Annotated in this window: 27 protein-coding genes; 13 read left to right on the top strand and 14 right to left on the bottom strand. The window is 48.3% G+C overall.

The annotated features are described in order from the left end of the window. Window positions 1-27 precede the first annotated feature (27 nt). The 5 genes from KEF85_RS14640 to moeA all read left to right on the top strand — a co-directional run bounded on the left by KEF85_RS14640 (window position 28) and on the right by moeA (window position 7,526). Complete coding sequence (locus tag KEF85_RS14640; protein ID WP_215581837.1) at window positions 28-375, top strand: hypothetical protein; 348 nt, start codon at window positions 28-30, stop codon at window positions 373-375. A 105-nt stretch (window positions 376-480) separates the two neighbouring features. Further along, window positions 481-1,758: a TolC family protein gene (locus KEF85_RS14645; protein ID WP_215581839.1), complete on the top strand. Its 1,278-nt coding sequence runs from the start codon at window positions 481-483 to the stop codon at window positions 1,756-1,758. Next, window positions 1,755-3,020 (top strand): efflux RND transporter periplasmic adaptor subunit, encoded by a 1,266-nt coding sequence (locus KEF85_RS14650; protein ID WP_215581841.1) that lies wholly within the window; start codon window positions 1,755-1,757, stop codon window positions 3,018-3,020. The genes KEF85_RS14645 and KEF85_RS14650 overlap by 4 nt, the downstream gene beginning before the upstream one ends. Beyond that, a complete protein-coding gene (locus tag KEF85_RS14655) occupies window positions 3,017-6,142 on the top strand; it encodes an efflux RND transporter permease subunit (RefSeq protein ID WP_215581842.1) in 3,126 nt (1,041 codons plus the stop codon). Before KEF85_RS14650 ends, KEF85_RS14655 begins: the two co-directional genes overlap by 4 nt. A 106-nt stretch (window positions 6,143-6,248) precedes the next feature. Continuing rightward, complete coding sequence (gene moeA / locus KEF85_RS14660) at window positions 6,249-7,526, top strand: molybdopterin molybdotransferase MoeA (protein ID WP_215581844.1); 1,278 nt, start codon at window positions 6,249-6,251, stop codon at window positions 7,524-7,526. Between the two features lie 6 nt (window positions 7,527-7,532). On the opposite strand, the gene modC is transcribed toward moeA, so the two are convergent. Both modC and modB read right to left on the bottom strand, forming a co-directional pair. Beyond that, window positions 7,533-8,618, bottom strand: coding sequence for a molybdenum ABC transporter ATP-binding protein (gene modC, locus KEF85_RS14665; protein ID WP_215581846.1), 1,086 nt, complete (start codon window positions 8,616-8,618; stop codon window positions 7,533-7,535). Continuing rightward, window positions 8,615-9,301: a molybdate ABC transporter permease subunit gene (gene modB, locus KEF85_RS14670; protein ID WP_215581848.1), complete on the bottom strand. Its 687-nt coding sequence runs from the start codon at window positions 9,299-9,301 to the stop codon at window positions 8,615-8,617. The genes modC and modB overlap by 4 nt, the downstream gene beginning before the upstream one ends. A 120-nt stretch (window positions 9,302-9,421) precedes the next feature. On the opposite strand from modB, the gene KEF85_RS14675 reads away from it, so the two are divergent. Further along, the gene (locus tag KEF85_RS14675; protein WP_215581850.1) at window positions 9,422-9,685 is read left to right on the top strand and encodes an RNA recognition motif domain-containing protein; all 264 of its coding nucleotides are present in this window, start codon (window positions 9,422-9,424) and stop codon (window positions 9,683-9,685) included. Beyond that, window positions 9,678-9,911 (top strand): VF530 family protein, encoded by a 234-nt coding sequence (locus tag KEF85_RS14680; protein ID WP_215581853.1) that lies wholly within the window; start codon window positions 9,678-9,680, stop codon window positions 9,909-9,911. The genes KEF85_RS14675 and KEF85_RS14680 overlap by 8 nt, the downstream gene beginning before the upstream one ends. Here the strand turns inward: KEF85_RS14680 and KEF85_RS14685 are convergent. The 3 genes from KEF85_RS14685 to mntA all read right to left on the bottom strand — a co-directional run bounded on the left by KEF85_RS14685 (window position 9,908) and on the right by mntA (window position 11,336). After that, window positions 9,908-10,315, bottom strand: a complete 408-nt coding sequence (locus tag KEF85_RS14685; protein ID WP_215581854.1) for a DUF2750 domain-containing protein — start codon at window positions 10,313-10,315, stop codon at window positions 9,908-9,910. The two genes, KEF85_RS14680 and KEF85_RS14685, sit on opposite strands and share 4 nt — an antisense overlap. Window positions 10,316-10,507: 192 nt before the next feature. After that, window positions 10,508-10,930, bottom strand: a complete 423-nt coding sequence (hepT, locus tag KEF85_RS14690) for a type VII toxin-antitoxin system HepT family RNase toxin (RefSeq protein ID WP_215585186.1) — start codon at window positions 10,928-10,930, stop codon at window positions 10,508-10,510. Next, entirely contained in the window at window positions 10,920-11,336 is a 417-nt protein-coding gene (gene mntA / locus KEF85_RS14695; protein ID WP_246534967.1) for a type VII toxin-antitoxin system MntA family adenylyltransferase antitoxin, read from the bottom strand. Before mntA ends, hepT begins: the two co-directional genes overlap by 11 nt. 438 nt (window positions 11,337-11,774) lie before the next feature. On the opposite strand from mntA, the gene KEF85_RS14700 reads away from it, so the two are divergent. Continuing rightward, on the top strand, window positions 11,775-12,446 hold the full coding sequence (locus KEF85_RS14700; protein WP_215581856.1) for a hypothetical protein: 672 nt from the start codon (window positions 11,775-11,777) through the stop codon (window positions 12,444-12,446). 358 nt (window positions 12,447-12,804) lie between these two features. Here the strand turns inward: KEF85_RS14700 and KEF85_RS14705 are convergent, their stop codons facing one another. The 7 genes from KEF85_RS14705 to KEF85_RS14735 all read right to left on the bottom strand — a co-directional run bounded on the left by KEF85_RS14705 (window position 12,805) and on the right by KEF85_RS14735 (window position 16,459). Continuing rightward, on the bottom strand, window positions 12,805-13,734 hold the full coding sequence (locus KEF85_RS14705) for a 2OG-Fe(II) oxygenase (RefSeq protein WP_246534968.1): 930 nt from the start codon (window positions 13,732-13,734) through the stop codon (window positions 12,805-12,807). Between the two features lie 155 nt (window positions 13,735-13,889). Continuing rightward, window positions 13,890-14,210, bottom strand: a complete 321-nt coding sequence (locus KEF85_RS14710; RefSeq protein ID WP_215581858.1) for a hypothetical protein — start codon at window positions 14,208-14,210, stop codon at window positions 13,890-13,892. Between the two features lie 15 nt (window positions 14,211-14,225). Beyond that, window positions 14,226-14,468 carry a UPF0175 family protein gene (locus KEF85_RS14715; RefSeq protein ID WP_215581860.1) on the bottom strand — a complete coding sequence of 81 codons (243 nt, stop codon included), beginning with the start codon at window positions 14,466-14,468 and terminating at the stop codon, window positions 14,226-14,228. Between the two features lie 363 nt (window positions 14,469-14,831). Beyond that, complete coding sequence (locus KEF85_RS14720) at window positions 14,832-15,131, bottom strand: addiction module antidote protein (protein ID WP_215581864.1); 300 nt, start codon at window positions 15,129-15,131, stop codon at window positions 14,832-14,834. 3 nt (window positions 15,132-15,134) lie between these two features. Next, entirely contained in the window at window positions 15,135-15,431 is a 297-nt protein-coding gene (locus KEF85_RS14725) for a type II toxin-antitoxin system RelE/ParE family toxin (protein ID WP_215581866.1), read from the bottom strand. A 240-nt stretch (window positions 15,432-15,671) separates the two neighbouring features. Next, on the bottom strand, window positions 15,672-16,109 hold the full coding sequence (locus KEF85_RS14730) for a GNAT family N-acetyltransferase (protein WP_246534969.1): 438 nt from the start codon (window positions 16,107-16,109) through the stop codon (window positions 15,672-15,674). Window positions 16,110-16,177: 68 nt separating this feature from the next. Beyond that, complete coding sequence (locus KEF85_RS14735) at window positions 16,178-16,459, bottom strand: type II toxin-antitoxin system TacA family antitoxin (protein WP_215581869.1); 282 nt, start codon at window positions 16,457-16,459, stop codon at window positions 16,178-16,180. A gap of 1,441 nt (window positions 16,460-17,900) precedes the next feature. Between KEF85_RS14735 and KEF85_RS14740 the strand changes: the two genes are divergently transcribed. Genes KEF85_RS14740 through KEF85_RS14750 form a run of 3 tightly spaced genes read left to right on the top strand, consistent with a single transcriptional unit; the run spans window position 17,901 to window position 20,752 of the window. Next, window positions 17,901-18,908: an integrase domain-containing protein gene (locus tag KEF85_RS14740; protein ID WP_215581870.1), complete on the top strand. Its 1,008-nt coding sequence runs from the start codon at window positions 17,901-17,903 to the stop codon at window positions 18,906-18,908. After that, window positions 18,892-19,506: a helix-turn-helix domain-containing protein gene (locus KEF85_RS14745; protein ID WP_215581872.1), complete on the top strand. Its 615-nt coding sequence runs from the start codon at window positions 18,892-18,894 to the stop codon at window positions 19,504-19,506. The genes KEF85_RS14740 and KEF85_RS14745 overlap by 17 nt, the downstream gene beginning before the upstream one ends. Next, the gene (locus KEF85_RS14750) at window positions 19,499-20,752 is read left to right on the top strand and encodes a DUF1173 family protein (RefSeq protein WP_215581874.1); all 1,254 of its coding nucleotides are present in this window, start codon (window positions 19,499-19,501) and stop codon (window positions 20,750-20,752) included. The genes KEF85_RS14745 and KEF85_RS14750 overlap by 8 nt, the downstream gene beginning before the upstream one ends. Before the next feature lie 213 nt (window positions 20,753-20,965). Here KEF85_RS14750 and KEF85_RS14755 read toward each other — a convergent pair whose 3' ends face one another. Both KEF85_RS14755 and KEF85_RS14760 read right to left on the bottom strand, forming a co-directional pair. Further along, window positions 20,966-21,598: a hypothetical protein gene (locus KEF85_RS14755; protein ID WP_215581876.1), complete on the bottom strand. Its 633-nt coding sequence runs from the start codon at window positions 21,596-21,598 to the stop codon at window positions 20,966-20,968. 108 nt (window positions 21,599-21,706) lie between these two features. Next, a complete protein-coding gene (locus KEF85_RS14760) occupies window positions 21,707-22,078 on the bottom strand; it encodes a hypothetical protein (protein WP_215581878.1) in 372 nt (123 codons plus the stop codon). Between the two features lie 530 nt (window positions 22,079-22,608). On the opposite strand from KEF85_RS14760, the gene KEF85_RS14765 reads away from it, so the two are divergent. Together KEF85_RS14765 and KEF85_RS14770 are read left to right on the top strand one after the other, a co-directional pair. After that, window positions 22,609-23,520, top strand: coding sequence for a retron St85 family effector protein (locus KEF85_RS14765; RefSeq protein ID WP_215581880.1), 912 nt, complete (start codon window positions 22,609-22,611; stop codon window positions 23,518-23,520). A 1-nt stretch (window position 23,521) separates the two neighbouring features. Continuing rightward, complete coding sequence (locus tag KEF85_RS14770; protein WP_215581882.1) at window positions 23,522-24,445, top strand: retron St85 family RNA-directed DNA polymerase; 924 nt, start codon at window positions 23,522-23,524, stop codon at window positions 24,443-24,445. Window positions 24,446-24,569 lie beyond the last annotated feature (124 nt).

Below are 24,569 nucleotides of genomic sequence, written 5' to 3' on the forward strand. Positions count from 1 at the left end.
GCTTGAGATTGGTTCTATACTAGCTTCATGCGCATTCTTAATCTGTTTTTAATCACTTTGCTGTGTTTTGCGATCCCATTACAGGGTAGCGCAGGCTGGCTGGTGGGTGAAGACAATTGTCCTAGCGAATCGGCGCAGCTCAGCCACTCAGCCGATAAGCCCGCTCATGACTGCTGTACCGATAAAGCCACTCAGGCCAAAACCGGTAAAGCCTGCAAAGCCGAACAGGATTGCCAGACCGGCGGTCCAATGCTGCTGAATCAACTGGAAAAGCCGCTAGCGACCTTTTACCCGGCTATCACCAAGCCGTTTACCGACAAAACCTATCTGTCCTTCGACGCCTTTACCACCTGGCGTCCGCCTACCTTGGCCTAATTCCCGCAGTTAAAATCATCATTGTATAAATGATGGCATCCGCCATTGCAATCCGCTTTAGTCTAGCTAAACGGATAGCGCGGCCTGACGATACAGGAATTAGCTATGTATTTTTATCTCTCTAAAAAGCGACTGCGTTTTAGCGCACTGTGGCTGCTGGCCAGCCTGCCGGAACTGGGCTGGAGCCTTGGTCTAAGTTTTGATGATGCGCTTAATCTGGCTTTACAGGAAACCCCGCAGTTAAGCGCGAATCAGGCGCAAACCGAAGCCGCCCGCCAATTAACCACCCCTGCAGGTGAATTGCCCGATCCGCAATTGGCAGTGGGCGTGGATAATTTGCCGATACAGGGCGGCGACAGTTTCAGCCTGTCCCGTGATTTTATGACTATGCAAAGAGTCGGGCTGATGCAGGCTTTCCCAAACGGCGCTAAACTGGATGCCAGAGTCGCTGCCGCTGAAAATCGGGTGGCCCTGGCTGAAGCGCAAACCCGGCTCAGCCGTTTACAGGTGCTGCAAGAAACCGCAGTGGCCTGGATTAATCGCCAGGCGCTTGAGCAGCAATTAGCGGTACTGAATGGACTGGAACAGGAGAACCACCTGTTTGAACGGGCGGTACTGGCTAAATACAGTGGCGGCGCCGGCATGGCCAGCGAATTACTGACTCCCCGCCAGGAAGCGGCTTTGATTGCAGAACGCCGCGATGAGCTGAACAGCCAGTTGGCAATGGCTTTGGCCCAATTGAAACGCTGGATCGGCTCTGCCGCAAACCAGCCTTTGGACGGTGATATTCCCAACTGGCCGATTACCCCGGAAAGTCTGGCGCATGGTTTACACCGTCACCCGGAACTTGATTTATTTGACCCCAAAACCCGAATTCTGGATGCGGAAGTGGCAGAAGCCAAGGCGGAAAAAATTCCGGATTGGGCTTTGCAACTGGCTTATCAACGCCGGGGGCCGGCTTACAGCGATATGGTGTCTTTGCAAGTAAGCGTGGATTTACCGATTTTTGCCGGCTCCCGGCAAGACCCCAAACTGGCAGCCAAATTAGCGGAACGGGCAGCACTGGCCGATGAACGTAAAGCCGCTTTACTGGAACATGGCGCCATGCTGGAATCGGCGCTGGCCGAACACCAGCGTTTGGCCCGGGCGGTACAACGCAGCCGGGAGGTGATAGTACCGCTGGCGGCAGAAAAGGTGACATTAACGCTAGCTGACTGGCGCGGCAATCGCGCTGATTTAGCCACATTAGCCGCTGCTCGACGCGAAAATATTGAAGCGCAATTGAAAGCGATCAGCCTGGAAAATCAGCGCCGGCAACTGGCGGCTCGCTTGCATTATACCTATAGTGAACAGACCCTGAGTCAAACGGAGCCGCAGCCATGAAGCCATTCAATTCTCTTGCCGTTCTGCTGGGCGCTACTGCATTAGTGGCCTCGGGCATAGGCATAGGCTGGCAACTGGCCTTGCAGCAAATACCGCCGGCCTCGCCGGAGCAGATGCCGGCCAGCCCGGAACCTGTTAAACCAGCTCAAAAGGTCTTGTACTGGTACGATCCGATGATGCCGCAACAACATTTTGATAAACCCGGCAAGTCACCGTTTATGGATATGGCCTTAATCCCCAAATATGCTGAAACCACCCATACTAACGGCATCAGCATAGATCCGCTACGTACCGAAAATATCGGCATGCGGCTGGCGACAGTATCCCGGCTGGCCGTGGCCAGACAACTGGAAGTCAGTGGCCTGATCGGTTTTAATGACAGGGATGTCGCAGTCGTGCAAACCCGCAGCCCTGGTTTTGTCGAGCGGGTTTGGCCGTTGGCGGCGGGGGATCTGGTCAATGCCGGTCAGCCGTTGGTGGAACTGCTGTTACCGGAATGGGCCAGCGCGCAACAGGAACTGCTGGCAGTACGGGAACTGGGTGAACCCGATTTGCTGACAGCAGCCCGCCAGCGCTTGCGCCTGCTGGGGATGCCGGACAATCTGATCCAACATCTGGAACTTAGCGGTGTGGTGGAAAACCGCTATACCATTACTGCGCCTATCAGCGGCGTTATCCAGAACCTGGACGTTCGCAATGGTATGAGTGTGATGAACGCCCAGACTTTAGTGCGGATCAACGGCCTGAACAAGGTCTGGCTGGAAGCCGCTGTTGCGGAAGCCCAAGCGGAAACACTCAGCATAGGTGACTTGGCGGAAGTACATCTGACGGCTTATCCAGAACAAGGCATGACCGGCAAAATCAGCACTATTTTACCGATGTTGCATGAAAACAGCCGCAGCGTGCGAGTCAGGATAGAACTGGATAATCAGCAGCATAAACTACGACCCGGCATGTCGGCACAAATACGCTTAAGCAGTCATGGCGCAGATACCGGATTGGCGGTGCCCAGTGAGGCATTAATACGCACCGGCAAACGCACATTGGTGATGCTGGCTGATGACGCAGGCCGTTATACTCCCCAGGAAGTCCATATCGGCCATGAAGTCGGCAATTTTACGGTGATCAGTGCCGGGCTGGAGGAAGGCCAGCAGGTGGTGGCCAGCGGCCAGTTTTTGCTGGATTCGGAAGCCAGCCTGAGTGGCATTACCGCCGAGCCGGCTCACCAGCAACACCAGCATCAGATGGAGGAAAACCCATGATAGCCGGTTTAATCCGCTGGTCGGTGCGCAACCGGTTCATGGTGCTGTTATTGACCCTGTGTTTAGCCGGCTGGGGTATCTGGTCTATTAAAACCACCGCCATCGATGCATTACCGGATTTATCCGATGTGCAGGTGATTATCCGTACCAGCTATCCAGGTCAGGCTCCACAAGTCGTGGAAAATCAGGTGACTTATCCACTGGCAACTACCATGCTGTCCGTACCTGGGGCAAAAACAGTACGCGGGTTTTCTTTTTTCGGCGACAGCTTTGTCTATGTACTGTTTGAGGACGGCACCGATTTGTACTGGGCGCGCTCCAGGGTGCTGGAGTATCTGAATCAGGTGCAAGGCCGGCTCCCGGCTACGGCTAAAGCCAGTTTGGGCCCGGATGCGACTGGGGTGGGCTGGATTTTTCAATACGCGCTGATAGACCGTAGCGGTCAGCATGATTTAGCCCAATTACGTTCTTTGCAGGACTGGTTTTTAAAGTATGAGCTGAAAAGCTTACCCAATGTCGCCGAAGTTGCTACGGTGGGCGGTATGGTCAAACAATATCAAGTGGTGCTGGACCCGGTAAAACTGGCCAATCTGGGCATCAGCCAGCAACAGGTCAGCACGGCAATTACCAACGCCAATGCCGAAACCGGCGGCGGGGTTCTGGAACTGGGTGAAACCGAACTAATGGTGCGGGCCAGCGCTTATTTACAGTCTCTGGATGATTTTAGAGCCATAGTGCTGAAACTGGCGGACGGCGTACCGGTGTTGCTGGGCGATGTGGCGCAAATCCAGATCGGCCCGCAGATGCGGCGCGGCATTGTGGAACTGGATGGCGAAGGCGAAAGCGTGGGGGGCGTGATTATTTTACGTTCCGGTAAAAACGCCCGCGAAACGATCAGTGCGGTAAAAACCAAACTGGACAGTCTGCAAGCCAGCTTGCCTGCCGGAGTGGAAATAGTCACCACTTATGACCGCAGTCAGTTGATAGATCGGGCTGTGGCCAACCTGACCGACAAGCTGATTGAGGAGTTTGTGGTGGTGGCGGTGGTCTGCGTGGTGTTTTTATGGCATTTACGCTCTTCGCTGGTAGCTATTATTGCCTTACCGCTGGGGGTATTAACCGCATTTGCCATCATGCGTTATCAGGGGATTAATGCCAATATCATGTCACTGGGCGGCATTGCCATTGCGGTAGGGGCTATGGTGGACGCGGCGGTGGTGATGATAGAGAACGCCCATAAAAAAGTAGAGCACTGGCAGCAACAACATCCTGATCAGATTTTACAGGGCGAAACTCATTGGCAGGTAATGACCGATGCCGCTGTCGAAGTGGGACCGGCACTGTTTTTTTCTTTATTGATAATCACCTTATCCTTTTTGCCTATTTTTACCCTGGAAGCACAGGAAGGCCGGCTATTTAGCCCGCTGGCATTTACCAAGACCTATGCGATGGCCGCATCGGCGGGCTTGTCGGTGACCTTGATTCCCATTCTGATGGGTTACTGGATACGCGGCAAGCTGCCCAGCGAAACCGCCAACCCGGTAAACAGAACCTTGATCAAATTCTATAAACCGATACTGGATAGTGCCTTGCAGCGGCCAAAAACCACACTGTTGGCAGCAGGATTACTGTTTTTGACTTTATTCTGGCCGCTGAGCCGTTTGGGCGGTGAATTTTTACCGCCGCTGGATGAGGGCGATTTGCTGTATATGCCCAGCGCCTTGCCGGGCTTGTCGGCGCAAAAAGTCGCGGAAGTATTGCAGCAGACTGACCGGATGATCAAGACGGTGCCGGAGGTGGCACGGGTATTCGGCAAAGCCGGCCGCGCCGAAACGGCAACCGACCCGGCGCCGCTGGAAATGTTTGAAACCACCATTCAGTTTAAACCCCGCAATGAATGGCGGGCCGGTATGACTCAGGAAAAGCTGATTGCCGAACTGGATGCAGCCGTGAAAGTGCCCGGAATGGCGAATATCTGGATTCCACCAATACGCAATCGTATCGATATGCTGGCCACCGGGATTAAAAGCCCGATAGGTGTAAAGATCAGCGGCAGCCATCTAACCGATATTGATAAAGTGGCTCAGGAAGTGGAACATCTGGCCAAGCAGCTGGATGGGGTATCCTCGGCGCTGGCAGAACGTTTGAGCGGTGGCCGCTATGTAGACATAGATATCGATAGGGCCGCTGCTGCCCGCTATGGACTGAGCATAGCCGAATTGCAGGCGGTAGTCGCCGGTTTGATTGGTGGTGACAATATCGGCGAGACCGTAGAGGGACGCGCCCGTTATCCGATTAATTTGCGCTATCCGCGCGAATGGCGCAATTCTGTGGAGCGCTTGCAACAATTGCCCATTACTACCGAGTTAGGCAGTCAGATTACGCTGGGCAGCGTAGCGCATATTCATATCAGTGACGGTCCTCCGATGCTGAAAAGCGAAAACGCCCGACCCAGCGGCTGGGTTTATATTGATGTGCGGGGCCGGGATTTGGCCTCAGTGGTAACAGAATTGAAAGCCAAAGTTAACCAGGAAATTAAGCTGGAGCCGGGTATGACTTTAAGTTATTCCGGTCAGTTTGAGTTTTTGGAACGGGCCAATGCCCGCATGAAACTGGTGGTACCGGCCACCCTGCTGATTATTTTTGTCTTGCTGTATCAGACTTTCCAGCGGATGGACGAAGCGTTGCTGATTATGCTGACTCTGCCGTTTGCCTTGACCGGCGGGGTATGGTTTTTATATTTGCTTAATTTTAATCTGTCTGCCGCCACTGGGGTGGGCTTTATTGCGCTGGCCGGTATTTCCACTGAATTTGGGGTGATCATGCTGCTTTATCTGAAACAGGCCTGGACAGAGCGCTTGGCCCATGATCAGGATAGCCCAGCGGATTTGCTGGCGGCGATCCGCGAGGGCGCGGTGTTGCGGGTAAGACCCAAAGCAATGACCGTAGCGGTGATTATTGCCGGTTTATTGCCCATTTTTTGGGGCAACGGTACCGGCAGCGAAGTAATGAGCCGCATTGCTGCGCCAATGCTGGGCGGGATGGTGACAGCGCCCTTGTTATCCATGCTGGTGATTCCGGCAGCATTTCGCTTAATGGAAAGCCGACGGCTGCGGAAGTGATGACGTTTTATTCTGGCTACGCTGAGTTCTTTAGTCGGGTACTTGACCAGCGGGGTAACACTGTTATCCTGTACGGCTGTTTTGCAATCACCCAATAGACTGATCAATGACTAACCGCCTGCCCTTAACCGCGCCCTCTTGTAGCGATGATCATGACCCGGAAGCCTTACATGTAGAAACGGCCCAGCAACGGATTATCGCCGCCATTACACCACTGTCGGATACTGAGGCAGAATATCTACCCTTACGGGAAAGCCTGGACCGGGTACTGGCAGATACTGTGGTAGCAAGTATGGATGTGCCGCCCTCCCCTAACTCGGCGATGGATGGTTATGGTTTGCTGGGCACGGATTTGCCGGTACAGGGCAGCCGGGAATTACGGGTGATAGGCAGCAGTTATGCCGGGCACCCGTTTCCAGGCCGGGTAACTGCAGGCGAATGTGTACGGATTATGACCGGAGCAGTAATACCGGCTGGTGTAGATACTGTAGTTGCTCAAGAACACGTCCAATTGCTGGAAGCAGAACGGATTTGTATTGATGGCCGCAGCAAGACAGGGGATAACGTCCGCCGCGCCGGCGAAGACATCAGCCAAGGTCAAACCCTATTGGCTGCCGGGCATAGAATAGGCACAGCCGATCTGGGATTACTGGCATCTGTGGGTATGACGGAAGTGCGCGTACAGCGGCGATTGCGGGTGGCGTTTTTTTCTACCGGTGATGAATTACGCGGTGTGGGTGAGAGCCTGGCCCCCGGCCAGATTTATGACAGCAATCGTTATACCTTGTACGGCATGTTAATGCGTCAGCATTGCCAGATCAGCGACTTGGGTTCTGTGCCGGATGATCCAGCAGCGCTACGGAGTACCTTACTGGCAGCCGCTCCACATCACGACCTGATTATTGCCACCGGCGGGGTTTCGGTGGGCGATGCCGACCATGTGCGCCGGGTGTTTGCCGAACTGGGTGAGCTGAATTTCTGGAAAGTGGCGATGAAACCAGGCCGACCATTAACTTTTGGCCGTTTGCAACAAGCCTGGTTTTTTGGTTTGCCGGGTAATCCGGTGGCCGTAATGGTGAGTTTTTGCCAATTTGTGTTGCCGGCTTTGCAACAACTGGCCGGTACCGCCACTACACCGCCGTTGACGGTTAAAGCAACCAGCACTTCGGTGTTAAAAAAGCGTCCTGGCCGTACCGAATATCAACGCGGTATTTTAAGTTATGACTCGGCAGGCAATTTACTGGTAAGCAAAACCGGAGAACAGGGCTCTGGAATCTTGTCCTCTATGTCCAAAGCCAACTGTTTTATTGTATTGAGTATCGAACAAACCCGCATTGAACCTGGGCAAATAGTGACAGTGCAACCGTTTGCCGGGTTGTTATAATAAGGTTTAATTGAGTATCGATGTGCCCTTAATCTGCACATAAACTGGCAGACCGGGCTTTAAATCCAGTTCTACGGCTGATTTACGGGTGATATGGGAGAGGATGGCTTGGCCACCAACTTCCAGGCGGACAATGGTTTGGCCGGGCTGGGCTTCCGCAATATTAGTAATGGTAGCCGGCAAGACATTCAGTATACTGGTGGCAACCGGGGCTTGCAGAGCGATACTGACATCCCGGGCGTAGATCTGAATACGCAGCGGACTGCCGATTGCGGCATTGAGCAGCGGCAAATCCAAACTGCCGCCGGCAAAACTAACCCTGGTTAGATGATAATGATGATCGTGTTGCAAAACCCTGGCTTGCCAGACCGTAGCGGCTTCCCTGTCCTGAGCCAGCGGCACATCCAGGCGACTGAGCGTTTCCGCTAACGTCCCAGCGGCCTGCACCTTGCCTTCGGCCATCAACACCAGATAATCGGCCAATTGCGCGACTTCCTGCTGGGCATGGGTGACGTAGATAATAGGAATCTGCAATTCTTGCTGCAATTGGCTGAGGTAAGGCAAAATTTCCTGCTTACGCTTAAAATCCAGCGATGCCAAAGGCTCGTCCATCAGCAATATTTCCGGTTTTAGAGCCAGGGCTCGGGCAATAGCCACCCGCTGGCGTTCGCCGCCGGACAGTCTGTCCGGCATGCGTTGCATGAGTGCCTGAATACCAAGCAATTCACAAATATGCGCCAAATCCAAATCGACGGGTGTAGCCGTTTTGGCAATGCGTTTCAGCCCAAATTGCAGATTTTGCCTGACGTTGAGATGCGGAAACAGGTTAGCCTCCTGGAACACATAACCCAAAGGGCGCTGATAGGTGGGCAAAAATAATGCTTGGGCGCTGTCTTGCCAGATTTTTGCATTGACTTGCAAAAAACCGTGCTGGGGCGTTTGCAGCCCAGCCATACAGCGCAACAGAGTCGTTTTACCGGAACCGGAGTGACCAAACAGCACGCTGATGCCGGTGGCCGGTAAATTGAGATCAACATCCAGCGCAAAGCCGCCATAATCGAGTTGAAAACGGGCGATAATGGCTGTAGTCATCGTAATGGGTGGGCAACAGGCTGAGTTTTGAGCACGGTATACAGTATTAGCAGTACGCAGAAAGAAAACACCAGTAAGCCCCCAGCCAACCAATGGGCGGCAGTGTATTCCAGGGCTTCGACATGATTATAGATTTGCACCGACACGACCCGGGTTTTACCGGGTATATTACCGCCCACCATTAACACAACCCCAAATTCACCGACGGTATGGGCAAAACCCAGGATAGTGGCGGTGAGAAAACCGGGTTTGGCCAGCGGCAGCACCACACTAAAGAAAGTATCCAAGGGGCTGGCACGCAAGGTGGCAGCCGCTTCCAGCGGTTGCCGGCCAATCGAGGTAAATGCAGACTGCAAGGGTTGCACAACAAACGGCAAGGAATACAGCACCGAGGCCACTACCAAACCACTAAAACTGAACGGTAAAGTCCCGATACCCAGCCAGGCGGTGAATTTGCCGACCGGCCCGACCGGCCCCATCAGCACCAATAAATAAAAACCCAGCACAGAAGGCGGTAACACCAGCGGCAATGCTACCACTGCGTTAATGATACCTTTCCATGATGAATTAGTTCTGGCCAACCACCAGGCCAGAGGACAGCCCAGCAGCAGCATAAAAATGGTGGCCAAACTGGCGACCTGAAAAGTGAGTTGCAGCGTATCGAAATCCGCTTGGCTTAGCATAGGCTGTTAGGTAATAGGGCTGGTTGAGGTTTAAGTATAAACAATATGGCGTAAGCTGAGGTGTGAATGTTTGTGAAAAACGCTGTATAGTTTGCCCCATTGATAATGAGCAAGGCCTACATGAAACTTTTGATACGAAATCTTGACCGTAATACCACAGAGCCTGAATTGCGGGCCTTATTTGCCGCGCACGGCACTGTGCAATCCTGTACGCTGGTGATCGACAAGGATACCGGCTTATCCAAAGGCTTTGGCTTTGTAGAAATGCCGAAGCCAGGCGAAGCCAAAGCCGCCATCAAATTGTTGAACAGCCTGGATGTGAACGGCAGCAAGATTCGGGTAAAAAAGGCTGAGTCCAAACCGGACAGCCAGACTGATGACTAAAGCCACAAACCCCGACCCGCTGCACGGCTTGACGCTGGAAACATTGTTGCAGCGCCTCGTAGCAAAGTATGGTTGGCCGGGTTTGGCAGAACAGATAGACATCAAATGTTTTTCCAACGAGCCCAGCATAGCTTCCAGTCTTAAATTTTTGCGTAAAACGCCCTGGGCTCGACAAAAAGTTGAAGCTTTGTACGTGCAATCTGACTGGCCTGAGACCAGCGACTAATCCCCCAACATACATTCACTGGAATCGCGCATTCCTTCCAGATAACTGGCGAGTTGGCGCGGATTAATCAGACAACCTGGTCCGGATGCACGCGGCATGATTTCTATCGTGACATTGCGTATGGCAAGTTGATTGAGGATTTGGTAAATAAAAAACTCCAGTGACTCAGGCACCGGCCGCAAATTTTGCCAATCGCCTACTGCTGCCTCCTGGGCAAAACGCTTGAATGGCCAGACCGGCTGAGTTTCCTGACCATTGATTTCACGGGTGAGCCAACGCGGGCCATCTTTCAAACTCCAGACCTCATCAGTTTCGGCAATCCGGAACAGAAAATATTCCAGCAATTCTTCATCCGTCATGTTGGGGACGGCGGCATATTCATCGGCATAAGGCTCGTAGCGCATAGTCTGTTTGCTGTGGAGTAAAAACTATATTGCAGCAAAAAGCAGACCATAGCCCAAAATCTTGATTAATAAGCCTGGGAGCGGCAGATCACGGAGAATTGGCAAATTGCGGCTGAGCTGATTATGTCGGTTAACTGACAAATCGAGTGTTGGATTAGACATTGACCAGCGTTTTTCAGTGCGGCTTTAGCCTTAGGAGTGAAGTGCATCTTTAGTAAGAATGGCAACAGAATAACGCAAGAATTCATCCAAATCCCGGGTAATAATATTAACGGTAATCGGTAATTGCAGGCTTTGATCGTCATGCACAGCAATATTACGAAACCCCACCATCCGTTTTAGACCATCTGCCAATACGACATCGATCCAGTCAGCTTGCGCGAGCAGGTTAAACACATCTCTGGCGCTTTGCGGTACCCCCAGCTTTTCACGGCGAATCAGGTGTTGCCCCATGTCCAGAGCGGCTTCGCAGGCACGTTGAATATTCAATACCGCTGCATCTTGCCGGGTAAGGTTATCAGCAAAACCATCCGGATCAACCTGATATTCTTCTCGAGCACGAGCCACACAGCGTTCGATGGTGGCGGCTTTATTGATTAACACATCATCGACCATAGACACTGCCTTGAGCTTGAATATCTGTGAGCAAACTGGCGCGGGCGCTATCCAGCGACGTTTTTTCACTGAGAATAAAGCACTCGAATAATCCGGCTTGAGGTTCTTGCCCCCATAAACGCTGACCGTATTCTAATATTTGAAATTGCATGACAGTTGAAGCGGCGCGCATATCCAACAAGTCTACCGGACAAGCCGCTATGTCAGCCAATGTGCCTGACAGCTCCCATAATTGCAAAGGCTCCACGTAACCGGCTACCAATACCGCCAAATCCAGATCGCTATCCGCATTTGCCGTGCCCTTGATACGGCTGCCAAAGGCATAAATTGCCAGGCTTGTTGGAAAAGCAGCGCGCATGGTTGTCACAATTGAACCTGCGTTAGCCAAACCGGTTTGATTGAGCATAATATTCTTTGTTAGGCTTTAATCCGGCTAAATAGCCCATAAATCACACTTGCTTGGATTAGCTTTGTCAATCTAATTCAATTTGCAAACCCGGTGCCGCTGTTGGGTATTTTTTGCAATTAATAGCTGAGTGCATATCGTCGCATAATTTGTAATTATTAATCCAAACATAACCTTTTAAAGCTGGACTTGACTGTTGCACAAAGCGATTTATCAATAAAAATCAATTGGTTAATTACAACCAAAATGAATAGCCACATTACATAACCTCATGAGCAATCAGGTAAAACAGGTCGTTCTTTGTCAGTGAGCCAGTACTAACCCTGCCGCGGATAACGGCTAAAACAAATCCTATTAATACGCAAAGCCTTGTGTTAGGCTTTAATTGCACGTTTAGCGAATTAATAATTTTAACTATAAATCCAAGCAGGTGTATTAATGATAATAAGAAAATTTACCCTAACAATGGCGCTATTTGCTGTCTCTTTAACTAGCCAGGTTGAGGCCGGCGTGTTTGATTTTTCCTTCACAGGTCCAGGCGTAAGCGGTTCGGTTGTGCTGACTTACGGTGCGGCGACTGACGCAAAATATTCCCAGGCTTATGAGGTGACCGGTATCAGCGGCAGTTTCACTGACACGAATAATGGACTGAATATTGTCAATGCGGCGATAGGCTCACTCGTGGCTATCACGCACGATACGCCGGAAGTCACCAATTTATTGGCTCCAAATGATTTTAGCCGGTTTGCGGTAGCCGCAAACTTACCCGTTGATAACGGCGGCTTTTTGACTTACGACAATTTATATTATCCTGCTGGCTCACCACAAACTGCCTCGGATTACCCTGCTTCGGGCGGATTTCTTGATATTTATGGCCTGATGTTCGACATCGGCGGCGGTAAGGTAGTTAACTTTTGGAGTAACGGCATCTCCGGCGGCTCTGCTGCAGATTATGGGGTTGCGGTTGCCAACACTTTAACGGCATTTGATTATGTTTCCGGCGGCGTATCGGTAGTGCCTGAACCCAACATCCTGTTTCTGCTAGGTAACGGATTATTGGCACTGGTGTTAAAACAGCGTTATTCACACATTAAAAGCCGAATCAATTGAAATTACGGTCCTTATAGGCGTATATAGCTTAAATACCTATCATTTCTAATCTTACGAATAAATTGCCGGATCTTCATTTATAACTAAATTGAATCTCCGGCAAGGTTTGCTGTTTTGTGTGGTTTAGCGCTCTATTTAGATGACCCGTAGCCTCGATGCAACGCAGTGGAATCGAGGGATTCGCAGCGTAGCCGTTATCAAAGCAGGGTTAGAGGGATTTTTGACGAGTCCTCTACCAATCTGCCCAAATTAACTATTGACGCAAACATAGCTTTTAGAACAGCTTTGATTTTTACAGAGCACCGGTTTGATATAACCATTTCTGCATGTATCAGCTGAAATAGAAATCCCAGGCTCTCTATTCCGGCAGACAAAGCTGCCAGGTGGGCATCAGACGAGCAAACCTTGCTATTCCATCAAGTTCGCGCTGCAAGATCTGCCATCGTGCCAAATCAAACGAATCCCGATACAAATACGCCACCCAATCAGCCAGTCGCACTGCGGCATAGGTCTCAGCATCGTTAGAGTCGCAGATAACCAGACCTGCGCTGTGCTGATAGCCACTAATAATAGTAGCATCATCATAACCCCAGCGTTGTAGTGCTATCGCCGCTGTGCCGGCATGAAACGTAGTTTCCTCAGGCAAAGTCAATTCTGCCGCCAAGGCCACCGAATCAAGTGCTGCCGGCAGATCGGAGAATCTCACCTTGGTAAACAAAGCTTGAATGTGCGCGGCAAGCTCTGGTGTATTGGCTGCATGCCAGAAATTAAAGACCACTGTTTGGCGCGGCTGGGTGACCTCGGTAACACCATGATATGAATCGACATGCAACCTAAAGCCAAAGGCTTTGTTGTACTCAGGATTAACCCTGAACACCACCTCACTCTGCGGCGATGAGAATAACTCCAGAACACCGCCATGTTCAGCCTGCCATTGCTGGTTAAGCTGTACCACCAGTCGAGCAATCTCATAACCCAATAATGGCCGGTCGCTGTGTATACCAATAACTTGTCCAGGCAACATACGTTGGGCCGTGACCACAACTCGATCTACGAGGGGCAATTCGGTAATCTCGCGCATTCTAGCCAGCACTTCCGTCAGAAAACTTGCAGGAATATCCTCAGTCACATCACGAAGCGAACAGCGATAAAACGCACCATCCCGATGCTGCCAGTCAGCATCTTGCCAAAATAACCCCTCCAGCGCAGCACATTGCTGCGCTGAGAATGCCGAATCGACAGAAAAAAATGGGAATGGCTTATCGTGGTGGCTGGGCTGGGCGAGCAAGGGCTAAATTCCTGGGTAGAGGTTAGGCGAAGGCAGCTACACGCCGAAACGGCAGATGATCAATTGGCCATCTGCTGGCCATGCTTCATTCCCATCTTTGTTTTCGCTATGTGTGGCCCCATTGTTCTGGCGCCTTTCCTGTCAAAAAGCCATCGCTACAATGAGGCAATATAGCGAATAGCATTAAGTTTTTCTTCATTCAGCCCTTCAAGATCATTTTCGTCAATCCATTTTTCTCTGATCAGCCTTCCAAAGACGAATATAAGCTGAGAATAACGGTAATCGTATTTTTGATCCATCGTTTTCCGTTGCTGGCTAAGAAAATCGTGAATGGTCCAAATGTCTCCAGGATTTTTGGCTTTTTGGCTCATGTCTTTTAGCTTCTGCAAAAGCGCTACATATTCTTTATCAAGTGCGGCATCGTACGCCCGCTTTGCAACTTTCTTCCCTGCTTGCGACCAATTTAATCTATCCATTACACTTTCACGAATTTAAGGCTGCGCTATCGTTTGAATACCTTCAAAAACACATTGATCGTCCAGGATATTGCCTTGACCAAAATGCTCTATTAAGCGAGTTTTAAATCCTTCAAAATCCAGACCGGCCATGTGAGCGGCGCTAGCAAAGCTAATTTTTTTAGCGTGGTATAGACTTGCCGCCAAAAAAAACTCAGCCGCGCTACTACCAAGGGATTGCAATATATCATCAAATTCCGGCTGCAATTGGATATTCATTGTGTATCCGTATTAATTTTAATTGAAGATATGACTAATAAGTGGATTTTAAGTCAAGCACTCACTAAGTTGAGTCAAATTCGAATAAATGTACCAAAAAAAACAGCCGCTCGTTGGCGGCTGTTTTAATTCGACATTCTTGGTGGGGCGGCGTCTAAAGAATCACATGACTTACTAATTGATAAACAACATATTTATTTGTTTTAGAATTTTCAACTACCAGCAAATTTACCAGCAACCCTATCAGGCACGACTATTTTCGACTTAAAAATGGTTCTTGGTTCGATGCCTTATCGTACATTAAATGCCTCTGAATTCACTTGAAACCCTAAATCCAGGTTAGCCGATCTCAAAACAGAAAAATCAAATAGGCTCAACCTGCAATTTTACGCCTAATGCCTTACATACTTTAGCGATTGTATCGAAACGAGGATGAGCATTAGGTCTTAGCGCTTTATAAAGCGCCTCACGGGTTAGGCCGGATGCTTTAGCAATATCCGCCATGCCTCGGGCACGCGCAATATCCCCTAGCGCTGCGGCAAGCAAAGCTGAATCGCCGTCTTCAATAATGACTGTTAAATATTCCGCAATTGCATGTTCGCTATCCAAATAATGTGATGCATCAAACTCAGGTAAACTGGCAACACTAATTTTTTCAGTCATCACTTAATCCTCCAAAAGATTGGCTAGTTGTTTGGCTTTTGCAATATCATCTGCTTGTGATGATTTGTCCCCACCACCCAACATGATTATCATTACTGCGCCATGCTGTAGATAATACATCCGGTAACCTGCACCAAAATGTTCACGCATTTCGAAAACTCCTTCTCCAACCGATTTGATGTCGCCCAGATTGCCCAGCTGGGCTTTTTTAATTCTGGCTACCAGGCGACGCTTGGTCATGCCGTCCTTAATGCCGGATAGCCATTTATCGAACTGAGGAAGGGTGCGAATAATGTACATAGCTTATTGTAATCGGTCGATTACAAAAAATCCAATAAAAGAAATAATAGCTTAATTCCAACAGCGGCTGGGCTAAGCAATTCTGCAAAATTTTTTTCCAGTTAAAACAAATTAGGGTATGAGTTTTTATAGAGGGAACCAGCGAACCAAGGGAACCATATTGAAATTAAAGGTTTTTTAGTTCTCTCATCTAAAAATATGGGGGAACTTTAGTATTCAATCAAAATTATTAAGGAGTCTCTATCTTATTAAGGTTTTGGGAGCAAATGTGGTTGTCGGCAACAATAACTTGTTTGGTTTGCCTGGCAAAGGCGTAAAACCAAAATGCCGGTAAAATTCTGCAGCGGCATCTTTTGCGTCCACAATAATGCCAATTACCGCTAAAGTACTGCTGGCATGGGCAACACGCTGACAGGCCTCTGTTAGCAATATAGAACCTAAACCTTTACCCTGAAAGTGAACATCAACAGCCAGTCTGCCGAGTATTGCAACCGGCACCGGATATCTGGGCAATGTTTTTGCAAAGGCTTCCGGTAACTCAGAACAATGAATACTGCCTGCACTTAAAGTAAAAAAACCGGCCAGTTGAGTTTCTGCGGATTCCGGGGTTGCAATAAACACTCTGGCAACATTACGTTTTACGTCTTGCGAAGCATAGTGGCGAATATAATCATTCAATTCCGGTTGTCCACAATCAAATGATGTTTTATCAACCGATTTATTGAGCTGGCGGATATGGAAGCGCGTCACTTCAAAACTTGCTCCGCATGTCGTTTAAATGCTTTTTGTAAAGCGGAATTCGGTTGGCTCGGTGCATCAAGAGCCGCTAAGAATGCATGGAAATCTTCCGGCTGTAACGTGATGCTCTCATTCGCCTGAACAACTTTTTCAGCAGATTCCAATGCATGAGACAACACAAACTCGGAAATACTGACATGTGAATAGGTTGCTGCTTTGTCAAGCAATGCACGAGCACGCATATCGCAACGTATATTTAGGCGACTGTCTTTAGTAGTCGAATTTTCCATAAGTTACTCCTGTGAGTCATTAGCTTACAATTGTGCTCCATTTGTGAGTACGAAACAAGTGACGTAAATGAATTTGTTTCAGAAAATTTTAATACAAAATGAATTAAAAACTCGGACGTAGCTGGATGCTGCTGGCTTTTAATGGACGACAATAAACAACATAACCAATTGAAATAATTAAAATAATCTAAGTTTTCCGCTTGACAGCTTACTCACGATTGTAAGAAAATTACCGCGGCTCAAAGAACTTTTCAGGACGAAACTTTCATAGACTGCTAACTCGGCAGTTAAAACAAAGAGTAGTGCCAGCTTGGATGTAATCCCTGAGGGGATGGCAGAGGATGCCGCTGGAAATGATTAAGGCTAGATGCCGAAAAAATACTTGTACAAAAATGACTTGCCCAGTATTGAAAGATGCTGAAGCTATATAGATTGATGATTTTCTCACGAAATCCGATAAAACAGAGGGCACAGATAAATGCGCCTGGTAAGAATTACCTGGTTGGTTAACGTTTGTCGACCTTCCCGGTTTGTGTTCTGATCGTCTCGATCAGAATTCTATCTGCGTACTCGTACGCCTTAGATAACCGATAAACCGCGTTAGTAGGTTTTCCGAACGGCGGTGTTGCTGTTGCGCCTTTTCTAGGGTGCAGAAATCTTTTTCGGAACCCCGGTTCCGTAGGATGGATACTGTATTGATGACTATCAATGCAGGGTGGCAAGCTGTGGCTATCGGCCTACATGATCAATCGTTTTGTGTCTGAGGATTAGGCTGGCCTATGCCATCCACCTTGATCTGAAACCGGTTGACAATCTATTGAGATCCCCACGACACCTGGACTGAATGCCATGCTTCATGCTGCGTTCGGCTTTTGCCTATGCAAAACCAACGCCGGTATGGCTTGTCGGTTCGGGTTCTGTCATCACACTAATGCTCTGGCGCTGGTAGGGCGTCGATCATTCAAGTAAGACCTGCTGTTTTAATTTTTCTGAAAAACAGAAACAGAAAGGTATTTAAGTATTTCCATTAAGTAAATCAAACGGATAACTGCGAAGTATTCGCGGGTTTTTCCGGGTTTTGTCGATAACGGACGATGATGGGGCAGAGTTGATTGTCGCGGTAGGACAAGCAATGCGTTTGGCCAGCACCCCTAGTTCGTTTCCGACAGACCACCAGTATCTCGCTAGCGCAGCGAGTCATAAGCCGCGCACACCACACACTTTGTACGCACAACTGCCGAGTTTGCAACTCGTGCGTCAACACTCATCGTCATGAGAATGGCCTTGTGTACAAAGAGGGTGAGGAGCCGGGGTCCCTGCTCATGACGTTAAACCATTTTTTAAGGCCGACCCGGCTCCCTCTTTCCAAGCGGATTTATACCTAAAAGTCTGTTTGGAATGATGGAGCCCAGTGCCATCGCTTTTTGACAGGAAACAAAAAATGACCGATGAAAAACAAACCAGGTTACACCGGGGTAACCATTCTAAATCCATCCGGAATTTCGGCATCGGCAGCCGCAATCTTTTGCGCGCTGGAAAAATATGCTCGCAGCAATCGGAAAAGTCATTTTCCACCCGTGGCACTTTGGCTGATCGCTGGACGGTATTCGCGAAATGGCTGGGGGCCGAATATAGAATCGGCAAGATGGAAAACATCACGCCGGATCACCTGATTGCCTATGGCCGGCATTTAAATAGCCGCATCGAGCAAGGCGAACTGAAGCCGTCAACTGCTCAGCTTTATGTTTCGGCGGTAAACAGTGTTCTGATAACCGCCACGGCAGGCAATTGGAAGACAGTCAGTCCAACCAAGGACTGCGGCATTCCGAAACGGAAATACCTGCCGGAATCAAGCAAAGCTCTTCCACAGTCACAACACGATCAAGTTATTGCCGAATTGGCTGAACAGACAGAGGAACCGCTAGACCAGCGTGTAATCGTCCTGCTGAATTTACAGCGAACGCTGGGACTGCGCTTTAAGGAGTCAGCATTACTGGATGCGAGGCAGGCTTTACTACAAGCCGGTAAAACCGGAACCGTTAGCATTCTCACCGGCACCAAGGGCGGCAAACGCCGAGATGTTCCGGTCAGTAGTGAAGCAAAGTTAGCACTGAAACAAGCGGCCAATATCCAGGACGGACGCTCCATGATCCCAACCGACATGAGTTATGTGAAATTCCGGGAAGCCTGTTACGCCAAAGCCCAACAGCTTCAATTCAATTTCCATGCGCAGCGTCATCATTACGCCCAGCAACGCTATCATGAGTTAACCGGCGCACCGGCACCGATTAACACCGGCATTCCCAGAAAGGACTGGCTAAATTATCTGGCCAGCTTTTTAAATGTAGGTTCAGCAACTGCCGAAGCCATAGACCATAAAGCCCGATTACAACTATCGACCGAATTAGGTCACAACCGGCTGGAGGTGGTTAGTGTCTACATTGGTTAATCAAATCCACACCCTCGCGCACCAATACGTGCGTAGCGGTTCCAAGGAAAATCGCCGGTTGCAGGTTGGCAGAATGATCAAGTTCGTCGAATTCATCGAGCAATCCGAACAACTGCACAATCTGCACGAAGTCGGCAAACGTCATGTTATCCAATTCTGGAAAGCCCACCGCGACATGGCGCAAAAAACTGCTAACGCCTATTGGTTAGCCATATGCGTGATCTGGCAATGGAGCAATAAACCCGGAACGCCGCCAAAACCGAATCTATTTGTCCAGCTTACCCAGGATAAAACAGCAGAAACCGTACAGGAGCACAAAACGGAAATTAGCCAGGTAATCACATATTTAAACAATACGTCCGTATTGCCCAGCCTTGAAGAAATCAGTATTTACCTAGAACAGCAAAGGCATAACCAAAAATTAACACTGGAAGCAGTAAACAAAGTAACAGGCATCAGCATAAAAACCATTGCAGACATCGAGTCCGGCAAAGCCCAAGTCCATTACGTCGATTTAGCTTGCCTAAGCCAATTTTACGCAAATCGGCAAAACAAATTTCCGGCAAATCTAACAGAAAAGGATTCCAGCTATGAGTGAAATCAATATCGGCGGTACGCTAATCGAATTTGGGCTATTGGCCGATTCGGAAAACCATTTTGCCCAACAACTGATGGCCAGATATCACAGAGGCCTGGTGCATCCTTACTGCAATTGCCTAGACGATAAGGAATGCCGGGAAATTGTTATTAGAAAACGCTCTTACTACTTCCCATCAAGAAAAGGCAACACCAGCGGCAACCATGCTCCCTGGTGTACGCTATACCTCAATCCTGCATTGACCAAATACAGTAAAGACAACCAACCGGCTATTATTGAAAATGGCGATAGGCTGGATGTCAAAATCAAAACGAATTTAACCATCATCACCGATCCAAAGCCAAAAGTATCTAAAATCTATGGCAGCGAGGCTACAGCGAATAAAACCAAGACCCGTGCCAGCATAACGCTACTTGGTTTTTTACACTTATGCTGGCAAAAAGCCTACTTGAACAACTGGAATGCTAACTGCAGATCCAATCGCGGTATTAATTCGGTAGCATCCAATATTAACAAAATCGCCAATACCATTTCCGTTAGCAAACAGGAACTTTCCAATAAATTGGTCATTCCGCACTGGGTCTTCCGTGAAGATGACAATCAAATCAGAGATAAAGAATACTGGGATAAAACCAGGGAAAAAAGCATTGCCGAAAACCAGCAGACTCTCTACGATAATACTTCCTATTCTGGTAAAGCGGCTATAGTCATAGGCGTCGTCAACCGCCTGGTCAAATCCAGAATGGACAATGGCAACATTGGCGTATCCATTCAGCTACTGGACAAACTGCTATGGATGCCGGCGGAAATTGCTAAAAAAGCGGAATACAGTTTCGGCCAACTGCTTTCCGAAATCGGCAAACCGGACAGGCACATCATCGCCATTTGTACGGTTTTCCGATCAAAGGATTATTATGCCATAGGCGAAATTGCCCTGATGCGCACTAACAAGCAGTTTATCCCTGTCGATTCCAGCTATGAACTGCAGGTAGCCGACAAATTGATTGATGAATGCCGGGCATTCACCAAACCGCTAAAGCTGGGCGATGATCCTTACTTGCCGGACTTTGTGCTAAATGATTGCCGGGGAAAATGGGTGCTGGAGGTATTTGGTGTAACTGGCGATGAGAAATACCATATACGCAAACTGGAAAAAATCCAGTATTACCATGACAAACACATGCAATGCTGGCGATGGTCGCCGGAATCTGACAGAGGTATTCCTTCATTTCCATCTAATGAATAGAAGACGATTGGTTACTGGCGGCATATAGGACTTGCATCAGGTGTGAAAATCTAGATTCAATCTGAAAACTCTGGAAACTGATTGAGATTTGACCAGACACTGACAGGAAATGGTCGGACACTTTGCGTAATTCAAAGATTTTAGCGTATATCCGCTGCAGCCACATAAGATGAAGCTAAACGTCTGTGTTGATGGTGTTGTAAACTGCATTATTCATTGCACAACAAACTCACCATCTGCTTTACCAACAATAACTCGTGGAGGTGTGCCGTTGCAAGGGGCTTCGACAACCCAAACCCCTGAGAACTCTGGTGCGCGAATCGTTGTGAAATGCCAAGATAACAAGGAACGAGTTGCCGCAATTACTTCTGGGAGGTCTTTAGCAAGATTGTTTAGTCCTTTGTCGTCACCCCATGGATTGTCAGAGTGTAAATACTTTCCCAAACGATCATAGAATTTTTCGAATTTATCTTTTGTGAGGGATTTATCTTCTCGTCGATCAAAATGCCAATGGCCTGGAGATACGTTAATAGGAGCGGAAGCCGGTTGAGGGTAGAAATCGGGATTTATCTTAGCTAGAAATTGCAGGATCGATCTAGCATTAAAATCTTTTGTGTAGTCTGTATTCTTTTCCGCTTGTGCACGATATTCAGCATACTGAACTTTGTTTGGAGCAATAGCAGCGTAGGCTACAGCTTCTAAAGCTTTTCGCATTTGCAGTATCCCTGACTCCAGAATAAACACATCCTTGGACTCGCCGTAGGAACTCACGAAACCCTCGCTTGCCGTAAGCCTAGCCAGTGCTTCGCTTATTTTTGCGAGGTAGATTGTCTGAAGCTCTGTCATACACTAAAACCATGTAGCTAACGCTGTTTTAATAGACATGGGCCAATAGACTACATTAAACAGTGCACCGTAACACCGCATCCGGTAGAAAATATGTTTTGCAACTCCCTATTCATTGCCACGACCTTCCTTATGCCACTCGCGCTGGCTTTCTGGAAGCAGCAGCGGTACGGCAAATTGAATGCGGCTGACCGTAGTGTCCTTGGATGCCGCCTCGCCTTTCGCGCCAAACTGAATGGACAAAACTCGTATGCCCCCACTGCCTTCGACTTTGTCTGAATCCTCTGCGGTGATGGCGACATCAAAGTCAACTATGGTCGACTTTAGTCTTGCGCTCGCAGAGAACCGAGGATGATCCGCATACTTGTGACCACCATCTCCGGCTGGAACGATAAACGCCCCACCATTCGGCTCTTGGGCGTCTCGAACCCCGTCGACGATCTGCGTCAGCGTTTCCTTGATGAACTCGCGCAACTGCATAATTCCTCCATCGAGTATATTTAAGTTGGCATGTATTTAAATAGTTAATCGTATATGTACCACGAAACTAGCTTATCCTCAATAAAATATTAATCTATAAGGATTTTCCCCTACTGCATGCCATCCGATCCTCTGATAATTAGCTACAGGTTAAGACTAGATCGTCAGCATGCAATAGAATAGTGGGATTGTCTAGAATGTTCGACAGTACTATTTTGTCCGGCCACAGAGAACTAACGCCCCGAACTAAACTGCTATAACGGCAGGGATCGCTATCTATAGCAGCCATAACCGGGTCATTTGTTGAGGCTATGAGGATGAGCCATATTGCCAAATTCTTGTTTCTATGAAATAATTTACCTTCAATTACGCGTTGATAGTTCTTCCAAATAAGACTATCTGTGTCGGGCGATTCGCCAGACCGTACTTAAGTGGGACACCATCTACGTCATGAATTCGGCCTCGCCGAACTCGTGCGGTGGCTCAATTTCGGCGAGGCCGAATTCATGACTATTTAAGGTAATTGATCTTTGTCTACCAATGTCGTCGAAATTTTCAAGGCAGCTGTAAGCCCTCTAAACGCGCGCATTGATCAGTTGCCCCCGATAATTTTGGTTTTTGGTGGACAACTAGGAGGATCAAACAAGTCAGCTCGTCAAATATTCATCAATTGGATATCGATAAATAAACCAACCATCTCAGATCAAATTAGAACACCTGAGCAGTTCGAAGACTGGAACAACTTTGCTGGGTATAGCAATCTAGTCGATTTTGAAATTGATGCTGGTCACCTGACAAAAGCAATTATCCTCTTTTCTGAGAGTGAGGGGGCATATGCCGAATTGGGATCATTTTGCACAGATCCCATTCTCTCGGAACGACTATTTGTAGCAATTGAGAAGAAATATTACGAAGCGCCTTCTTTCATAGCAAATGGGCCGATCAAAAAGATTGAACTGCACCATGACCATTCCGTTTGTGTTCTCGACACATTAGATCCAACAAAAGTTTGTCCTCAACTTCCCGACCTAACTAGCGCTCTGGAGGAAAAGTTAGCGACTTTGCCAAAGACACTTGGGTTTCAACCTGATAGGCATAGAGATCAGTTTTTATTAATTGCCGACCTAATAGATTTATTTGGAGCACTCACTCAAAAGGAGCTATATGAGCTTATTCAAGTGATGGGGGTGAAAATAGACTATGAACATCTAAGTCGAATAACAAGCCAGCTTTTACGGTTTGAGCTTATCAGGTTTGTCCCTGGTACAACAAAGAGGTTTTTTGTGGCTCCACCGGATCGAATTGCGTATTTGAACTATTCAGGACATCCTGGAGCGCCTGTTTTCGACAGGGGGCGCTTCAAATTACTGAAAGTTACTCCTTGGCTCAATGCTGATAAGTCGCGGCTAAAGGCATATCAAGAAATTCATCCGAAGGCATGATATGAACGTTATCGAAATCATCCTTCACGAATTCCCGCTTGGACGGCAGGAAGTTGAGCGCCTGATCAGAACTGCACCATCTAGATACAAAGTGCATGAAATTGAAAAACGAAATGGTCGAGGAAAAAGGACCATTGCCCAGCCCACAGCGGAAATTAAACTGCTGCAAAGGTACTTGGTCGATCGCTATATTTCAAATCTTCCGGTTAATGACGCCGCAAAAGCCTATCGCTTGAATCACAACATTCTTGACCATGCCTCTCCGCATGCGAAGAATCAGTATCTACTGAAATTGGATTTTAAGGATTTTTTCCCTTCAATTCGAGCGGTCGATTTTATTAAGCATCTCCGAAAATATTCGGCACTCAGTAGAGAAGATATGAAAACCTTATCGCGTGTCTTTTTTTGGCGGCCTAAAGGCCAAAGGGACTTGATACTTTCTATTGGTGCGCCTAGCTCACCTGCAATATCTAACACAATATTGTTTGACTTTGATTCTGCTGTCATTGAGCATTGCATAAAAAATGAAATTACTTACACCCGATATGCTGACGACTTAGCCCTATCGACTAATCAACCGAATATTCTTAATGATGCGTATATTTTTGTCGAAATGCTTTGTCGCAGCTTAAAAACCCCCAAGCTTACTCTTAACGCGGACAAGACTGTTTTTACATCGAAAAAACATCATCGACAACTTACTGGTCTTGTGCTTTCAAATGCAGGAACAGCATCTATTGGGAGGGAAAAAAAACGTACAATTCGTGCCATGGCACATCATTACAAACAAGGGATATTGTCACAAGAAGAACACGGCAGGTTGCGTGGCTGGCTTGCCTTCATGATGTCAATTGATCGCGAATTTGTTACGACGATTGAAAAAATGATCGGGGAAGTTGCATTTCAAAAGTTAATGCAAGATTAAACAAAAGATTACAGGGTAAGAATCGAGGCAACCATCAGATTGAATTCTTACTTATTCAGGCTTAGCAAGCCAGCACCATCAAGATTAGCCAGTTTGGCTTTGACAACACTCCACAAGACAGAGT

Source organism: Methylomonas paludis (assembly GCF_018734325.1).
Classification (GTDB): domain Bacteria; phylum Pseudomonadota; class Gammaproteobacteria; order Methylococcales; family Methylomonadaceae; genus Methylomonas; species Methylomonas paludis.

Excerpts from the sequence above, each read along its gene's own strand:
- KEF85_RS14640 (WP_215581837.1), top strand. The coding sequence starts at position 28 with ATGCGCATTCTTAATCTGTTTTTAATCACTTTGCTGTGTTTTGCGATC.
- KEF85_RS14645 (WP_215581839.1), top strand. The coding sequence starts at position 481 with ATGTATTTTTATCTCTCTAAAAAGCGACTGCGTTTTAGCGCACTGTGG.
- KEF85_RS14650 (WP_215581841.1), top strand. The coding sequence starts at position 1,755 with ATGAAGCCATTCAATTCTCTTGCCGTTCTGCTGGGCGCTACTGCATTA.
- KEF85_RS14655 (WP_215581842.1), top strand. The coding sequence starts at position 3,017 with ATGATAGCCGGTTTAATCCGCTGGTCGGTGCGCAACCGGTTCATGGTG.
- moeA (WP_215581844.1), top strand. The coding sequence starts at position 6,249 with ATGACTAACCGCCTGCCCTTAACCGCGCCCTCTTGTAGCGATGATCAT.
- modC (WP_215581846.1), bottom strand. The coding sequence starts at position 8,618 with ATGACTACAGCCATTATCGCCCGTTTTCAACTCGATTATGGCGGCTTT.
- modB (WP_215581848.1), bottom strand. The coding sequence starts at position 9,301 with ATGCTAAGCCAAGCGGATTTCGATACGCTGCAACTCACTTTTCAGGTC.
- KEF85_RS14675 (WP_215581850.1), top strand. The coding sequence starts at position 9,422 with ATGAAACTTTTGATACGAAATCTTGACCGTAATACCACAGAGCCTGAA.
- KEF85_RS14680 (WP_215581853.1), top strand. The coding sequence starts at position 9,678 with ATGACTAAAGCCACAAACCCCGACCCGCTGCACGGCTTGACGCTGGAA.
- KEF85_RS14685 (WP_215581854.1), bottom strand. The coding sequence starts at position 10,315 with ATGCGCTACGAGCCTTATGCCGATGAATATGCCGCCGTCCCCAACATG.
- hepT (WP_215585186.1), bottom strand. The coding sequence starts at position 10,930 with ATGGTCGATGATGTGTTAATCAATAAAGCCGCCACCATCGAACGCTGT.
- mntA (WP_246534967.1), bottom strand. The coding sequence starts at position 11,336 with ATGCTCAATCAAACCGGTTTGGCTAACGCAGGTTCAATTGTGACAACC.
- KEF85_RS14700 (WP_215581856.1), top strand. The coding sequence starts at position 11,775 with ATGATAATAAGAAAATTTACCCTAACAATGGCGCTATTTGCTGTCTCT.
- KEF85_RS14710 (WP_215581858.1), bottom strand. The coding sequence starts at position 14,210 with ATGGATAGATTAAATTGGTCGCAAGCAGGGAAGAAAGTTGCAAAGCGG.
- KEF85_RS14715 (WP_215581860.1), bottom strand. The coding sequence starts at position 14,468 with ATGAATATCCAATTGCAGCCGGAATTTGATGATATATTGCAATCCCTT.
- KEF85_RS14720 (WP_215581864.1), bottom strand. The coding sequence starts at position 15,131 with ATGACTGAAAAAATTAGTGTTGCCAGTTTACCTGAGTTTGATGCATCA.
- KEF85_RS14725 (WP_215581866.1), bottom strand. The coding sequence starts at position 15,431 with ATGTACATTATTCGCACCCTTCCTCAGTTCGATAAATGGCTATCCGGC.
- KEF85_RS14735 (WP_215581869.1), bottom strand. The coding sequence starts at position 16,459 with ATGGAAAATTCGACTACTAAAGACAGTCGCCTAAATATACGTTGCGAT.
- KEF85_RS14740 (WP_215581870.1), top strand. The coding sequence starts at position 17,901 with ATGACCGATGAAAAACAAACCAGGTTACACCGGGGTAACCATTCTAAA.
- KEF85_RS14750 (WP_215581874.1), top strand. The coding sequence starts at position 19,499 with ATGAGTGAAATCAATATCGGCGGTACGCTAATCGAATTTGGGCTATTG.
- KEF85_RS14755 (WP_215581876.1), bottom strand. The coding sequence starts at position 21,598 with ATGACAGAGCTTCAGACAATCTACCTCGCAAAAATAAGCGAAGCACTG.
- KEF85_RS14760 (WP_215581878.1), bottom strand. The coding sequence starts at position 22,078 with ATGCAGTTGCGCGAGTTCATCAAGGAAACGCTGACGCAGATCGTCGAC.
- KEF85_RS14770 (WP_215581882.1), top strand. The coding sequence starts at position 23,522 with ATGAACGTTATCGAAATCATCCTTCACGAATTCCCGCTTGGACGGCAG.